General features: G+C 61.2%; 13 protein-coding genes. 10 read left to right on the top strand and 3 right to left on the bottom strand.

Features of this window, described 5'->3' with window-relative positions; all coding sequences use genetic code 11:
• Position 1 precedes the first annotated feature (1 nt).
• Both dhaM and ACTG2T_RS07180 read left to right on the top strand, forming a co-directional pair.
• Positions 2 to 718 (top strand): dihydroxyacetone kinase phosphoryl donor subunit DhaM, encoded by a 717-nt coding sequence (gene dhaM / locus ACTG2T_RS07175; RefSeq protein ID WP_330125428.1) that lies wholly within the window; start codon positions 2 to 4, stop codon positions 716 to 718.
• A gap of 132 nt (positions 719 to 850) precedes the next feature.
• Complete coding sequence (locus ACTG2T_RS07180) at positions 851 to 1,933, top strand: glycerol dehydrogenase (RefSeq protein ID WP_278171458.1); 1,083 nt, start codon at positions 851 to 853, stop codon at positions 1,931 to 1,933.
• A gap of 94 nt (positions 1,934 to 2,027) precedes the next feature.
• Here the strand turns inward: ACTG2T_RS07180 and dhaR are convergent, their stop codons facing one another.
• Positions 2,028 to 3,929, bottom strand: coding sequence for a dihydroxyacetone kinase operon transcriptional regulator DhaR (gene dhaR / locus ACTG2T_RS07185; protein WP_330125427.1), 1,902 nt, complete (start codon positions 3,927 to 3,929; stop codon positions 2,028 to 2,030).
• Positions 3,930 to 4,338: 409 nt separating this feature from the next.
• Here dhaR and ACTG2T_RS07190 point away from each other — a divergent pair, with 409 nt between their 5' ends.
• Positions 4,339 to 4,989 (top strand): DCL family protein, encoded by a 651-nt coding sequence (locus ACTG2T_RS07190; RefSeq protein WP_330125426.1) that lies wholly within the window; start codon positions 4,339 to 4,341, stop codon positions 4,987 to 4,989.
• Positions 4,990 to 5,460: 471 nt separating this feature from the next.
• Here the strand turns inward: ACTG2T_RS07190 and ydiK are convergent, their stop codons facing one another.
• Both ydiK and ACTG2T_RS07200 read right to left on the bottom strand, forming a co-directional pair.
• Positions 5,461 to 6,546 carry an AI-2E family transporter YdiK gene (gene ydiK, locus ACTG2T_RS07195; RefSeq protein WP_236317082.1) on the bottom strand — a complete coding sequence of 362 codons (1,086 nt, stop codon included), beginning with the start codon at positions 6,544 to 6,546 and terminating at the stop codon, positions 5,461 to 5,463.
• Positions 6,543 to 7,931, bottom strand: coding sequence for a bifunctional NUDIX hydrolase/phosphatase PAP2 family protein (locus ACTG2T_RS07200; RefSeq protein ID WP_330125425.1), 1,389 nt, complete (start codon positions 7,929 to 7,931; stop codon positions 6,543 to 6,545). The genes ydiK and ACTG2T_RS07200 overlap by 4 nt, the downstream gene beginning before the upstream one ends.
• A 185-nt stretch (positions 7,932 to 8,116) precedes the next feature.
• Between ACTG2T_RS07200 and ACTG2T_RS07205 the strand changes: the two genes are divergently transcribed.
• From ACTG2T_RS07205 to ACTG2T_RS07235, 7 genes are all read left to right on the top strand, one after another.
• Positions 8,117 to 8,497: a hypothetical protein gene (locus ACTG2T_RS07205; protein ID WP_005340143.1), complete on the top strand. Its 381-nt coding sequence runs from the start codon at positions 8,117 to 8,119 to the stop codon at positions 8,495 to 8,497.
• A gap of 255 nt (positions 8,498 to 8,752) precedes the next feature.
• Positions 8,753 to 9,151 carry a ribosome-associated heat shock protein Hsp15 gene (gene hslR, locus ACTG2T_RS07210; protein ID WP_005340141.1) on the top strand — a complete coding sequence of 133 codons (399 nt, stop codon included), beginning with the start codon at positions 8,753 to 8,755 and terminating at the stop codon, positions 9,149 to 9,151.
• Positions 9,152 to 9,228: 77 nt separating this feature from the next.
• Positions 9,229 to 10,113 (top strand): Hsp33 family molecular chaperone HslO, encoded by an 885-nt coding sequence (hslO, locus tag ACTG2T_RS07215; RefSeq protein WP_005340140.1) that lies wholly within the window; start codon positions 9,229 to 9,231, stop codon positions 10,111 to 10,113.
• 149 nt (positions 10,114 to 10,262) lie between these two features.
• Positions 10,263 to 11,888, top strand: a complete 1,626-nt coding sequence (gene pckA / locus ACTG2T_RS07220; RefSeq protein ID WP_005340139.1) for a phosphoenolpyruvate carboxykinase (ATP) — start codon at positions 10,263 to 10,265, stop codon at positions 11,886 to 11,888.
• 193 nt (positions 11,889 to 12,081) lie between these two features.
• Positions 12,082 to 12,747: a GntR family transcriptional regulator gene (locus ACTG2T_RS07225; protein WP_005340138.1), complete on the top strand. Its 666-nt coding sequence runs from the start codon at positions 12,082 to 12,084 to the stop codon at positions 12,745 to 12,747.
• Positions 12,748 to 12,780: 33 nt separating this feature from the next.
• A complete protein-coding gene (locus ACTG2T_RS07230) occupies positions 12,781 to 14,583 on the top strand; it encodes an aminopeptidase P family protein (RefSeq protein WP_330125424.1) in 1,803 nt (600 codons plus the stop codon).
• Between the two features lie 86 nt (positions 14,584 to 14,669).
• Entirely contained in the window at positions 14,670 to 15,074 is a 405-nt protein-coding gene (locus tag ACTG2T_RS07235) for a nitrous oxide-stimulated promoter family protein (RefSeq protein ID WP_005356534.1), read from the top strand.
• The last annotated feature ends 41 nt before the right edge of the window (positions 15,075 to 15,115 follow it).

The following is a 15,115-nucleotide window of genomic DNA, read 5'->3' on the forward strand; positions in this document are numbered from 1 at the left end:
CATGATCGGAATCGTAGTTGTCTCTCACAGCGCCATGCTGGCGGCCGGCTTGAAAGCGCTGGCCGACCAGCTGGGTAGCCCGGCCCGATTGCTGCTGGCGGCCGGGGTCGATGACCCCGACCACCCCATCGGCACCGACGCCATCGCGGTGCTGAGTGCGATTGAAGAGGCGGACGACGGCAGCGGCGTGCTGGTGCTGATGGACTTGGGCAGCGCCCTCTTGAGCGCCGAGACCGCTCTAGAACTGCTGCCCCCGGAGCTGAGCGCCCGGGTACGGCTCTGCCCCGCCCCGCTGGTCGAGGGTACTCTGGCCGCCGTGGTGGCGGCCGGTTCCGGCCTGACGCTGGACGAGGTGGCCGCCGAGGCGCTCGGCGCGCTGGGCCCGAAACAGGCGATGCTGCCTGCCAGCCCAGCGCTGGCCGCCACCGAGACGGCCCCCGCTGCCGACGACGGCTGGCTGCGCTGCGAGGTGGTGGTGGATAACCCCCACGGCCTGCATGTGCGCCCCGCCGCCCGACTGGTGGCTGCCCTCAAGCCCTTTGCCGCTGAACTCAAGCTGCAAAAGGGGGATAAAGAGGCCAATCCCCGCAGCCTGACCCGGCTCGCCATGCTCAACGTGCGGCAGGGCGACCAGCTCATCCTGCTGGCGCGCGGCGAGGATGCCAGCGCCGCCTTGGCCTGCTTCCAGCAGCTGGCCGACGAGCGCTTTGGCGACTGACGCCGCACACCATTGTTTCAAGGGGCTGCACTCGCTCGCTGAGCCTGTGCAGCTTCATTCAAGACGAAGGAGTCCCCGGCACAGCCGCCCCTTCGCCCCGATTCTTAATTCATAAAGAGAGAGGGATAGAATATGGACCGCATCATCATCAGCCCCAGCAAATACGTGCAAGGCAACGGGGCCCTCGCCAATATCGGCAACTACGTCAAAGCGCTCGGCGCCAAGCCACTGATTCTGGCCGACGCCTTCGTCACCAAGCTGGTGGGCGATACCGTGGCCACCAGCTTCCACGGCGCCGGTATCAAGCCAGAGTTCGACTGCTTCAATGGCGAGTGCTCCCGCCCCGAGATCGACCGCCTGCTGGCCCGCTGCAACCAGACGCCGTTTGACGTCATTATCGGCATCGGCGGCGGCAAGACGCTGGATACCGCCAAGTCGGTCGCCTTCTACCAGAAAGTGCCGGTGGTCATAGTGCCGACCATCGCCTCCACCGATGCCCCCACCAGCGCGCTGGCGGTCATCTACACCCCGGAGGGGCAGTTCAGCGAATACCTGATGATCCCGACCAACCCCAACATGGTCATCATGGATACCGGTGTGGTCTCCCGCGCTCCGGTGCGGCTGTTGGTCTCCGGCATGGGGGATGCGCTATCCACCTACTTCGAGGCGCGCGCCAACAAGGTCTCCGGTTGCCAGACTATGGCCGGTGGCGCTTCGACTCTGGCGGCGCAGGCCATCGCCGAGCTCTGCTACAAGACCCTGCTGGCCGATGGTTATAAGGCCAAGCTGGCGGTAGAGCAGGGGCTCTGCACCAAGGCGGTGGAGAACATCATCGAGGCCAACACCTACCTGAGCGGTATCGGCTTCGAGAGCAGCGGACTGGCCGCCGCTCACGCCATCCACAACGGCCTGACCCAGCTGGCCGAGTGTCACCACCTCTACCACGGTGAGAAAGTGGCGTTCGGTACCCTGGTGCAGCTGGTGCTGGAAAACGCCCCGATGGCGGAGATCGAGACAGTGCTGGGTTTCTGCCGCTCGGTGGGTCTGCCGACCAACCTGCATATGATGGGGGTCAAGGAGCTGGACATGGCGCGCCTGATGGAGGTGGCCAAAGCCTCCACCGCCGAGGGCGAGACCATCCACAATATGCCGTTCAAAGTCACCGCCGAGGATGTGCTGGCGGCCATCGTCACCGCCCACCAGCTGGGGCTGTAACCACGCCACGGCTGACCCTGCCATATAAAGCGGCCCCGCCACTGCGGGGCCTTTTCATTTTCTACAGGTTTGTTCGCAACGGCCTTAATAACCGTCAGCCGTGATAGTCGGCGGGATCGATCTCGAGCAGCTTGAGCCGCCGCCAGAGGGTGGTGCGACTGATGCCCAGATGCTGGGCCATCTGGCTCACCTGCCCCTTGCAGGCATGGGCGCAGCGCAGGATGGCTTGCCGCTCCAGCTCCGCCAAGGTGAGCAGCGGTTGCCCCACCACCTCGTCCGCCACCCGCTGATAGCCGTGACGAATGGCGGCGGGCAGCGCCTCCGGCGGGATCGGCCCCTGACCGGCGTGGAGCAGCGCATGCTCGACGGCGCTGCGCAGCTCCCCCAGATTGCCGGGCCAAGGGTAGGCCAGCAGGCAATCGAGAGCCGCCGGACTGAACTGGCGCACCGGTTCGCGCCCCTGCGCCGCCAACTGCTGGCTGATAAGGCCCGGCAGATCGGCCGCGCGCTCCCGCAATCCCGGCAGCCACAGCTCGCACGCCTGTAAGGCATAGAGCAGCTGGCGGCCAAACAGCCCCTCCTGCACCAGCTGCTCCAGCGGGGCGCTGCTGGTGGCGATGATCCGCACCTTGAGCGGCAGGATGCGGGCCGAATCGAAGCGCTGGATGCGGCCGGTCTTGAGCAGTTGTAGCAGCGCCGCCTGCATGGGGGCAGAGAGGCACTCCACCTGCTCCAGCACCAGGGTGCCGCCGTGGGCCAGCTCGAACTTGCCCGCCCGCTCCTGCCCCGCCTCGTCGGAACCCATCAGCTCCAGCGCCATCCGCTCGCTCGGCAGCGCCTTGCAGTTGAGGGTAATGAGCGGCCCGGCAGCCCGCTCGCTGCCAAAGTGGATCGCCTCCGCCAACTGAGCCTTGCCCACCTCCTCCTCGCCGCGCAGCAGGATCGGCCCCTGACTCTGGGCCGCCTGCCGGGCGTAGCGCAGCAGCTTGCGCATGGCGCTCGACTCCCCCACCAGCGCCGACAGCTCGGGCACCGTCTGGCGCAGCTGATGAATGGCCCGCAGCCGATCGACCGGGTGCAGCAAGGCAATAAAGCTGACCCCCTCCGGCCCCGGCAACGGCTTGAGGCTCACCAGCGCATTGATAAACTCCCCCTCCTGCGCGCCAAGCCGCTCCAGTGTCACCTCCACATGGCTGAGCGGCGTCTGGCCCTTGATGGCCAACTGTAACCGCTGGGGCAACAGCAGGTGCTGCTCCAGCGGTTGGCCGAGACAGAGCGCCGGATCGAGCCGCAGCCGGTGGGCCGCCAGCGCATTGAGGTAGCGCAAGCGCCCCTGAGGGTCCCAGGCCAGCACGCCGTCATCCATACCATCGAGCAGGGCGTAAAGCTCGCTCAGGTGGTGCTGGGACTCCTGCATCAGGGTCTCCATCTGCAGCAGATGGGCCAGCTCGCGCCCGGCGCTGACGGTGAGCGCCAGATCGCCGGCGCTCGCCTCCTCCACCTTGCAGATCAAAGCGATGATGGCGACCTGACGGCCATTGCTGTTGTAGACCGGGCTGGCGCAGCTGTGCCACGGGTGCAGAGTCTGGTTGAAGTGCTGGGGGCCGCTGACGCAGAGCGGCACGCCCTCCAGTGCCGCCAGATTGATGGCATTGGTGCCGATACGCCCCTCGCTGAAAAAGGCGCCGGGGCCAAACCCCAGCGCCGCCAGCTCGCGCAGGGTGTCGGGGTGGCCGGTCTGGGTCAGCAGGCAGCCACTCTCGTCGGTGAGCAGCAGGGCGCAGGGGCGCCCCTCCATAAATTCGTAGAGATCCTCGAGGGCCATCTCGCCGGTGGTGAGCAGGTCGCGCTTGCGCTGGCGCAGGCTCTGCAAGGTCTGCCCCTTGGCGCTGTGGGGCGGATGCCAGAGGGTGGCGCTGGTCTGGTGGGCGCAGCGCAGCCAGGATGCCTGCAGATAGTCAGGCCAAGCGAGCAGCGGCTGAAGGTCAGATGGCATGGTCACAGCAATATCCGGCAAGATGTGAGCCGACCATTTAACCACGCCAACGCCCCCGATTCAGTGACCTGCCTCAGAGGGTGGCAAGCACGCCCTCCTCCCGGTCGGGTTCACCGTCAGCAAATTGCTGGCCGAGACACTCCTTCAATCTTTTGATATATAACCCCGCTCACACTACTGACTAGTTTATGAAAAGGAGGCCGAATGGCGCTTTCCATTGCCGCCCCAGAAGTGTATTTTCGCCGAAGGAAGACGTCTGGCGAATGCGTTCAACACCAGAGTCCGTAGGCAATGCTTTAAAATGAATTTTTCCGTGGTGATCACGGCGAAACGGAGTTATATGGAAGGCTCAATTAACGGATTGGTACCACCTTCCATCTAATCATTGTTAGTCATACAGGAGGGTCTGGTGGCAAAACCAATCGTAATCGGAGATATTCAGTTTAGAACCAAAACGGCCGCTAAGGCGGAGATCAGGCGCCGTATTGGTCAATATGAAGCCGGTGATATTCTGTCTGTTGCGGACCAAGTTTTTTTCGAAGAGCTATTCAAGCTTCACGATGAATATGTTGAAAAAGTAGGCGTAGGTATAAAGCATATTCAGGTTGAAAGGGATTTTCATCGAAATAGGTGCTTGTATATCCACCGAACAGATGGTTCGGAAATTGATATTAGCTGGGTTCATTGCGTTCAACCTGCATCCACGAAAACCGTTGTTTCTGCCGCCTTCAGAAGAGCAGTAAAAGAGCGTGTAATGGCATTTAAATCAAGTCAACTATCAGAAGGATGTCGCTGCCCCATTTTGAATATTCCGCTAGATTATGAAAATAGTCATGTAGCGTATACCAAGAATAGCTTCGAGTCGTTACTAGATGATTTTCTTGGTCAAGCAGGTGTCACCTTCGAATCTATCGAGCTTATAAACCCGAGTCCAGATGATAGCGACCAGCGAGGCATTCTGAAAAATCCGGTTATAAAGGAGCAGTGGAACCAATTTTATGACTCCAACGCTCGGTTAACATTGATGAGTGCGGAAGCCAATCTGCGAAGAAAAGGCTAACCAATCCATTAAATCCACGCACTTCGTGTGCCGGACCTCGTTTCATTCAGCTGCTTATCGCGGAATTAATTTTTAGGGAATCCCGTGAAGATTCGATATATAAAACTAGGTGAGGGCGGGAAATGGGAACTCTACTGCATAGAAGAAAAGCAACCCGTAGGTTCGATTAGCCGTAAGGCGTAATCGGACATTCGCGTAAATTAATTCCCGCTATAACGGCTACTCCGATTTCCCATCTGCCAGAGGCCGCTGACTCATGGATACAACCGAGACAGCGGCATCTCGATCGTCCGATTACGCTTCGCTAGTCGAGCCTGCATGCAACGGTAATATATGGGAGATGCAGGTTGGCGCGGATCTGCCAATCTGACGCCATCGCCATAATCAGAATCACCACAAATAACAGAGCCGCCCTTATGGGCGGCTCTTTGCATCAGCGATTAATGGCTAAATCGTCTTGTTACCGAATCGTCACTCGGCCTTAGGGGCTTCAACCGCCGCGCTCGCCGGTTGGTCATCTTCCTTGATCCAGGCATCCAGCAGGGTGTAGCCCACCGCCAACACGACCGGGCCGATAAAGAGACCGATGATCCCCATGGTCAGCAAGCCACCGATTACCCCCACCAGAATGAGGATCAGCGGCAGGTCGGCGCCCCGCTTGATCAGGAAGGGGCGCAGGAAGTTGTCCATGGTGCCCGCAATCAGTGACCACACCAGCAGGAAGGTGCCCCAGGTGGTGTCACCGCTCCAGTAGAGGTAGCCGATACAGGCCAACAGCACCGGGAAGGGGCCGATCTGGGCGACGATCAGCAGGAACATCACCACCACCAACACCATGGCGTAGGGGATACCGGCAATCAGCAGGCCAACACCGGCTACCGAGGATTGCACCAGCGCGGTCACAACTACCCCCATGGCTACGGCACGGATCGCCTGTGAAGCGAGCACAGTGGCATTGTCACCACGCTGACCCGCCAGCCGGTGGGCAAAGCGGCGAATGCCGGTCGCCACCACTTCACCCGAGTGATAGAGCACACCGCAGATACCGACCGTCAGCAGGAAGTGGACGAACAGCAGCCCCAGATTGCCGGCCTGAGAGGCCAGCCAGCGGGCGGTCTGACCGAAATAGGGGGCCAGCTTGGCAAACAGCACCTGACCACCGCTCGCCAGAATTTGCTGCCAGAAGTCATAGAGCTTGTCGCCCACCAGCGGGATCTGTTGCAGCCAGAGCAGCTCGGGTGGCGGTGACTGGCTGATATGGGTACCCAGCTCGATCAGCATGGGCGCCTTCTCCGCCACATTGGCCAGCGTCATAAAGAGCGGGATGACAAACATCAGCAGCAACACCAGCGTCATAAAGAGGGCCGCCAGGGTGCGCTTGCCCCACAACAGGCGCTGCACCATCAACATCAGCGGCCAGGTGGCGATGGTGATCATGGTGGCCCACACCAGCGCAGGCAGGAAGGGCTGCAACACCAAGAAACAGGAGATAATCAGGATGCTGAGAAACAGCACCCCCAGGGTTATCTTGGCCAAATCCACTTTTTTCACATTCATAGAGTTCCCTTGTCAGAGCCGTTGCCCTTGGGTCGTGTGTCGCATTTCAAGAAAGAGAGTATCCACCAGAGGCCAGCGCTCAACCAGAGCCCCAGCCCGAAAAAGAGCACAAACTGACCAAGCAGGATAGCCAGCGAACTGCTGGTCAGCAGCGGCAGCGCCCAGAGTCCCGCCCCGATCACCGCGCCCCCCGCCAGCGTAACCGCGCCAGTCACAATGGGGGGATAACCGCCGCGGGTCAGGGAGCGCAAACCGCCAACCCAGAGCCCGAGGGCCGCCAGCCCGATCCCGGTCAGATGGGCCGACTGAGTCAGCCCCCCGAGCGCCAGTGCAGATGCAATCAGCAGCAGCCAAGCCACCGACTGCCTGTCGGCACGCCAGCAGGGGCGAGCGGCCAGCAGCAAGGCGCCGATCAGCAACCCCGCCGCCACGTCGGAGATAAAGTGCACCCCGAGCCAGACCCGCGCCAGACCTGTGGTGAGCGCCAGCAGCAAGGCCAGCGAATAGGCCAGCCCGCGCCGGGCAGGCCAGAGCCAGCCAAGCAGTGCCCCCCAGAACAGCAGGGCCGAAGCGGTATGGCCGCTCGGCATGCCAAAGCCTTGCGCGCTCTGGGTTGCCAGCAGCGGTTGCAGATGGAAGGGACGCGGCCAGCCGATCCCCTCCTTGCTTGCCTGCACCAGCAGCCCGAGCCAGAGCATGGCAAAGAGCAGCTGGCGCAGCCGCGGCCACCCCAGCAGCGGGAACAGCAAAGGTATCAGGGCAAGCTGAAAGCCGCCTGAACCAAACAGATTGCTGACCGACAGCCACCAGACATCGGGCCCCAGCCACTGCTGCAGCCGCAGCATCAGAGGGATCTCGGCCTGATGCAGCGCATTGCCCTGCGCCACGAAATCGGCCTGCCAGTGCACCTCGCTCTCGGGCACCTGATCAAGCCGGGATTGCAGCCAGTCGAGCTGATCCGGGAAGCGGCGCTGCTCGCGGGGCAGCTGGTCGATGGCGATCAGCCGGGCGTTAAGGATCTCTCCACCCAGATTGGGAGCCTGCAGCAGCGAGACAAAATCGGAATCTTGCTGCGCGACGATGGGTTCCAGCGTGCGGCAGGCGAAGATAAGCGCCCGCTGCCAGCGACCCAGCTCCTGCACCACCTCCCCCTGCAAGCCGGTCTCCTCATAGAGTTCGCGCAGCGCCGCCTGCTCGGGGCGCTCGCCGCCATCGATATAGCCACCGCTCAGGCTGTAGCGGGAGGAGATGCGATCCTGCACCAGCAGCAGTTGATCCTGATGGCGGATGGCGCAGGCGGCTGCCCTTGGGCCAGCCGGTTCGGCACTCAGGGCTGGCAGAGCGGCAAACAACGCCAGCAAGAGTAAAAAGAGGGTTCTCGACATCAATTTGCTTTCCCTATGCACAATGGCGACAAGCCTCCCAGAAATCAGATAGTTGGGCAACGGTAGCGGCCGGATCGCCGCCGTTCCCGCCGCGCTGGCGGTGCACGGAAGATTGCGATGAAGCAGGGCACTCCCTACTATTGGCGGCTATCTTCAATTTCATGCAGCAAATGCTGGAGCCCTCCATGAGACAGTTCGGCTTTTTCCTCGGCATCGCCATCGGTGTCATTTTGATCCTGTTCGGCAGCATCGTCATCTTCCAGGCGCTCCCTGCCGCACTGGATGTACTGGAGATGCCAAGCCGCATCCCGTTCGTGCGCGAGGTCTACACCTGGCTGATGACCAGCGCCAACGGCCTGACCGCCCAGCTGGAGCAGAACTTCCTGGAAGCGTTCCAGACCGTGCTCAAGCTGATCCTGCTCATCACCTTCATGTGGGTCTGCGTCAAGCTGGTCAACATGGGGGTGCTGATTATCCGCGCCGGGGTTGATCTGATCCGCACCGCCATCGCCCACAGCGAAGGCCCCCACGACCAGAAGAAGCCGGATCAGCACGATCACTTCTGACTGAGCTGTGGTCAACGGATGTGAACGCTGCCGCCCCCAACCGGGGCGGCAGCTTTATATGCGCGGTATGGAGGCCCTTCTCAGCCCCCATGGATACCCGATAAAGCAGCGCTTTCCCTTGTGAATCAGCAAACTGCCCATATGTTGCATCACCTTGACATGGTTTGCGCCCCGCGCGGCGGCTGCCAGGTTTCTATCCCGACCCCGTGCTCTGGTATAATCGACCACCTCTTTTCCCCGTTATGGAGCCTGTTCATGCCCAATCATGCAGAAAGTGCCCTCGAGGTTCGTCTCGACAAGTGGCTGTGGGCGGCCCGTTTCTACAAGACCCGCTCCATTGCGCGGGATCAGATCGACGGGGGCAAGGTGCACTACAATGGTCAGCGCAGCAAACCGGGCAAACAGGTGGAAGTGGGGGCACTGATCCGCTTCTGGCAGGGGCAGGATGAACGCGAAGTGCGGGTGCTGGCCTTGAGCGAGCAGCGCAAATCGGCCCCGCTGGCCCAGCAGCTCTATGAAGAGACCGCCGAAAGCCTGAAAAAACGGGCCGAGAACAGCGAGGCGCGCCGCTTCAACAGCCAGTTTGCCCCCAGCCCCGAGCGCCGCCCCGACAAGCAGGAGCGACGCCAGTTGCTCAAGGTCAAACAGTACTGACCGACCCCGATTTGATACCGGGCTGGCCTCAACCCCAGCCCGCCCGATTTACCTCACCGAAAAGCCAGGAATACATGATGAGCAACCAAGATTTGCTGTATCGCTATCTGTTTGAAGAGTACGAAGTGCGTGGCGAGCTGGTCCAGCTGGATCACACCTACCGCCACGTAGTGGAAGCCCAGAACTACCCGGTGCAGGTGCAAAAACTGCTGGGCGAGCTGCTGGTTGCCACCAGCCTGCTGACCGCCACCCTCAAGTTTGAAGGCTCCATCACGGTGCAGCTGCAGGGCGATGGCCCGGTGCGTCTGGCCGTGATCAACGGTGACAACAACCAGCAGCTGCGCGGCGTGGCCCGCTATGAAGGCGAGCTGCCGAGCGATGGCAAGCTGCAGAGCCTGATTGGCAACGGCCAGCTGATCATCACCATCACCCCGGAGCAGGGCGAGCGCTATCAGGGCATCATCGCGCTGGACGCCGATACTCTGGCAGGCTGCCTGGAGCACTACTTCGCCCGCTCCGAACAGCTGGCCACCAAGCTGTGGATCCGTACCGGCTACCACGAAGGTGCGCCGCGCGCTGCTGGCATCATGCTGCAGGAGCTGCCCGCCCAGAGCGAGGATCACAGCAACGATTTCGATCACCTGACCCAGCTCACCAGCACCATCAAGGATGAAGAGCTGTTCGGCCTGCAGGCAGAAGAGATCCTCTACCGTCTCTACCATCAGGACAAGGTGCGGGTGTTCGATCCGCAGGCGGTCGAGTTCCGCTGCACCTGCTCCCGCGAGCGCTGTGAAGGGGCTCTGCTGCAGATAGAAAAGGAAGAGGTCATGGAGATGGTGCAGGAGCTCGGCAAGATCGACATGCACTGTGATTATTGCGGCGCCCAGTACCAATTTAATGGGATCGATGTCGAAACCCTGTTCAGCAGGGCTCCCGGCAATGATGCAAACCAGTTACACTAATTAAAGGCGGGCAAAACCCGCCTTTAACTTTAATAACAAAAAAATACCCTATTTTATAAAGTTTGATGGCGATCGCTAAACTCTACCACCTAAGTGATAGGATGACCGTCAGATAGAACCCTACCAACCTCTGAACCCAGGAGAATACAATGACAATCGTGGCAGAACCCACCCTGGCCCAACAATTAGGACTGGACCAGTACGGCATCAAAAACAGCCAAGAAATCGTTCGCAACCCCTCTTACGAGCAGCTTTTCGCCGAAGAGACACGCCCTGACCTGGAAGGGTTCGAGCGCGGTGTGGTGACCGAACTGGGCGCCGTCAACGTAAACACCGGTATCTTCACCGGTCGCTCCCCGAAAGATAAATATATCGTCAAAGATGCCACTACCCAGGATACTGTGTGGTGGTCTGACCAGGGTAAAAACGATAACAAAGCCATTACCCCTGAAGTGTGGTCACATCTGAAAGGGCTGGTCACCAAACAGCTCTCCGGCAAGCGCCTGTTTGTAGTCGACGGTTTCTGCGGTGCCAACCCAGATACCCGCCTGGCCGTGCGCATCATCACCGAGGTGGCCTGGCAGGCACACTTCGTGAAAAACATGTTCATCCGCCCGAGCGATGAAGAGCTGAAAACCTTCAAGCCTGACTTCGTGGTGATGAACGGTGCCAAGTGCACCAACCCGAACTGGAAGGAGCAGGGTCTCAACTCCGAGAACTTTGTTGCCTTCAACATGACCGAGAAGATGCAGCTCATCGGTGGCACCTGGTACGGTGGCGAGATGAAGAAGGGCATGTTCTCCATGATGAACTACTTCCTGCCCCTGCGCGGCATTGCCTCCATGCACTGCTCCGCCAACGTGGGTCAGGACGGCGACGTCGCCATCTTCTTCGGCCTCTCCGGCACCGGCAAGACCACCCTCTCCACCGATCCCAAGCGTCAGCTGATCGGCGATGACGAGCACGGCTGGGATGACCACGGCGTGTTCAACTTCGAAGGGGGCTGCTACGCCAAGACCATCAAGCTCTCCGAAGAGGCCGAGCCGGACATCTACCACGCCATCCGTCGCGATGCGCTGCTGGAGAACGTGACCGTTGCTGCCGATGGTACCATCGACTTCGATGATGGCTCCAAGACCGAGAACACCCGCGTCTCCTACCCCATCTATCACATCGACAACATCGTCAAGCCGGTCTCCAAGGCAGGTCACGCCACCAAGGTGATCTTCCTGACTGCCGACGCCTTCGGCGTGCTGCCCCCGGTCTCCAAACTGACCAAGGAGCAGACCAAGTACCACTTCCTGTCTGGCTTCACCGCCAAACTGGCCGGTACCGAGCGCGGCATCACAGAGCCGACTCCGACCTTCTCCTCCTGCTTCGGCGCAGCCTTCCTCTCCCTGCACCCGACCAAGTACGGTCAGGAGCTGGTGAAACGGATGGAAGCGGCAGGTGCAGAGGCCTATCTGGTCAACACCGGCTGGAACGGCACCGGCAAGCGCATCTCCATCAAGGATACCCGCGCCATCATCGACGCCATCCTGGATGGCTCCATCGAGAAGGCCGAGACCAAGGTGCTGCCAATCTTCAATCTGGAGATCCCGACCGCGCTGCACGATGTGAACCCGGCGATCCTCGACCCGCGCGACACTTACGCCGACAAGGCCGAGTGGGATGCCAAGGCCGTCGATCTGGCAGGCCGTTTCATCAAGAACTTCGAGCGCTTCACCGATAACGATGAAGGCAAACGTCTGGTCGCGGCAGGCCCGCAGCTGTAACAGGCTCGCTTCGTATCAGTGACATCATGCCGGTCAGCCACGCTGACCGGCATTTTTGTTTTTGTGGAGCCTCGAACGCCGCCATCGGCCCCATTCAAGGGGCCAAAACCTTGCCTTTGCCCATTGTGACAGGTTAGATTCAGCCAAACTTTATACAATATACAATTCTGTAACACCCAATCGTGACCCGACCATGACCCCACCCTACAAGACCCGAACCCAGATGGTGATGGAAAACCTCCGTGGCCGGATCCTCCGTGGGGAGTTCCCCGCTGGCGCCCCCTTGCGTCAGGATGCCATTGCCAAAGAGCTGGCCGTGAGCCGCATCCCGGTGCGCGAAGCCCTGATGCAACTGGAAGCGCAGGGGCTGGTGAAGTTCGAAGCCCATCGCGGCGCCGTGGTCACCATGCTGGACGCCTCGGCCATCGAAGAGCTCTTTTATTTGCGAGCGCTGCTGGAAGCCGATACCCTGTTTCACGCCGTCGACAAGATGACGGAAGCCACCTTCGCACAAGCGGAGGCGATCCTCGCCCAGTTTGATCACGCCCTGGAGTCAGGCACCCAGATCGAACATTGGGCCGAGTTGAACCACAGCTTTCACGCCACCCTCTATCAGGCAGCCGGTCGCCCCCAGGCACTTGAACTGATCGCCCAGATCAATCTGAGCTGTGACCGCTATGTCCGCTTCGAGCTGCTGTTTGCCAGCGACGGCGTGGACAAGGCGGAGCGTGAACACGCCCAATTGCTGGAACTGTGCCGCGCCCGGCGCAAGCACGAGGCGGTGGTGCTGCTCAGGCAGCATATCGAAGCGGCAGGTCAGTCGATCAAGCGGATCCTGGCCAGCGGCCATAAAAACTGAACACTCATATAGCAACCATCTGGCACTAACGACATGAATAATTTCGAGATAATTGAAACCCGCGTCGCCCAAGTCAGGGCCGAGCTGGCCATGCAGGAGTTGGACGCCTTTATCGTCCCCCACGATGATGAGCACCTCGGCGAGTACATCCCCGCCTATGCCGAGCGGCTTGACTGGATCACCGGTTTCAACGGCTCTGCCGGGGTCGCCATCATCATGGCCCAGCGGGCAGCCCTCTTTGTCGATGGTCGCTATACGGTGCAGGCGCGGATGCAAACTCCCGCCGAACTGTTCGAATTCCTCCACCTCATTGAAAATCCCCATGTGCAGTGGCTGGCCGAGCAGCTGCCGTCAGGCTCCCGGGTTGGCTTCGATGCCCGCCTGCACAGCCTGACCTGGTACAAGAATGCCAAGGCCGTGCTGGCCGATCGCGGTATCGAGCTGATCCGCGTCGAGCAGAACCCCATCGACCTGAACTGGAGCGATCGCCCGGAGCCGACCAAGAGCCCGGTCATCCTCTACAGCGAGGAGTTGGCGGGCCAGTCCAGCCAGTCCAAACGTGAACAGCTGGCGGCCGACCTGCGCAAGCGCGGGTTGGATGCCGTACTGCTGACCCAGGCCGAGCCCATCAACTGGCTGCTCAACCTGCGCGGCCGCGATATCGACCGGCTGCCGGTGGTGCTGGGCTTTGCGGTGCTCTACGCCAACACCAGCATGGATTTCTTCGTCGATACCGACAAAATTGACTGCTTCGCCTTCACCCAACACGTGGGGCAGGACGTCTCCGTCTACCCCATCGACAAGCTGGGCGACGTGCTGCAACGCATCGGTGAAGATCAGCAGAAGGTGCTGGCCGATCCGGACAGCGCCAACGCCTGGACCCAGCTCGTTATGGAAGAGGCGGGCGCCATTCTGGTGGCAGGGCAAGACCCCACCATGCTGCCGAAAGCGTGCAAGAACGAGATCGAGCTGACCGGCATGCGTGCCGCTCATCTGCGCGATGGTGTCGCCATGACCCGCTTCCTCGCCTGGCTGGATCGGCTGGTCGCCTCCGGCGAGTTCGAGGGAGTGGATGAATGCACTCTGGCCGATCAGGTGGAAGCGTTCCGCCGCGAGCAGGAGCACTACGTCGAGCCGAGCTTCGATACCATCTCCGCGCTCGGCCCCAACGCCGCCATGTGCCACTACCACCACACCAACGGCACCCCGCGCGCGTTTGGCCAGGACAGCCTCTATCTGCTGGACTCCGGCGCCCAGTATATGGATGGCACCACCGACATCACCCGCACCATCAAGGTGGGTGAGGTGAGCGACGAGCAGAAGGCGATGTTTACCCGGGTACTGCAGGGCCATATCGCGCTGGATCAGGCCAGCTTCCCCCGTGGCACCGCCGGTATCCAGCTCGACGTGCTGGCCCGCATGCCGCTGTGGCAGGCCGGTTACAACTATGACCATGGCACCGGTCACGGCGTCGGTCACTTCCTGAGTGTCCACGAAGGGCCCCAGCGCATCGCGCCGAAAGGGAGCATGGTTGCCCTGCAACCGGGCATGGTGCTCTCCAACGAGCCGGGCTACTACCGTGAAGATGGCTTCGGCATCCGCTGCGAGAACCTGGTGGTGGTGACCGAGTTGGAACAGGTTGGCGAGCTGCCGATGCTGGGCTTCGAGCGGCTGACCTACGTGCCGTTCGATACCCGCCTGATCGACCGCAGCCTGCTGAGCCCAGCCGAATTCCGCTGGATCAACGAATACCATGTCGAGGTGTTCCGCCGCCTGAGCCCACTGCTCGAGGGCGAGGATCTCGCCTGGCTGGAGCAGGCAACCAGCCTCATCTGATGACACAGGGCCTGCGGGCCCTGTTTTTATCCCCCCTTTTGACCTGTATCAACACCCCAAGCGAGCAGGTCAGGAGAATGGCGGCCATGAAAAGTCATCATGCCAGCCCAGCCCGGGGCTCACACGCCGCAGCCAGCAAAAAGGCGAGTGACCACCCCAGACTCATGCGCGAGCAGCAGACGGTCAGCGCCATGATCCGCCTCTACTGCCAGCACCATCATCAGGATCCCCATTGCCGCCACTGTCGCCAGTTGCGGGATTTCGCCCATCAGCGCCTGCGTCGCTGCCGTTATGGCCACGGCCACAAACCCACCTGCGCCAACTGCAATATCCACTGTTACGCACCGGCGATGCGCAAACAGATCCAGCAGGTGATGAAGTGGAGCGGCCCGCGCATGTTGCTGCGCCACCCCTGGCTCACCCTCCGCCACCTGCTCGACGGCTTGCGCAAAGCTCCCAAACTGCCCCAGAGCCGCCCCCTGCCGCCATAACCGCCAATCCCTTGCATCCGGCAGGGGATGACCACTACCCT

The sequence above is a fragment of the Aeromonas sp. 75A genome, assembly GCF_051919425.1.
GTDB classification, from domain to species: domain Bacteria; phylum Pseudomonadota; class Gammaproteobacteria; order Enterobacterales; family Aeromonadaceae; genus Aeromonas; species Aeromonas veronii.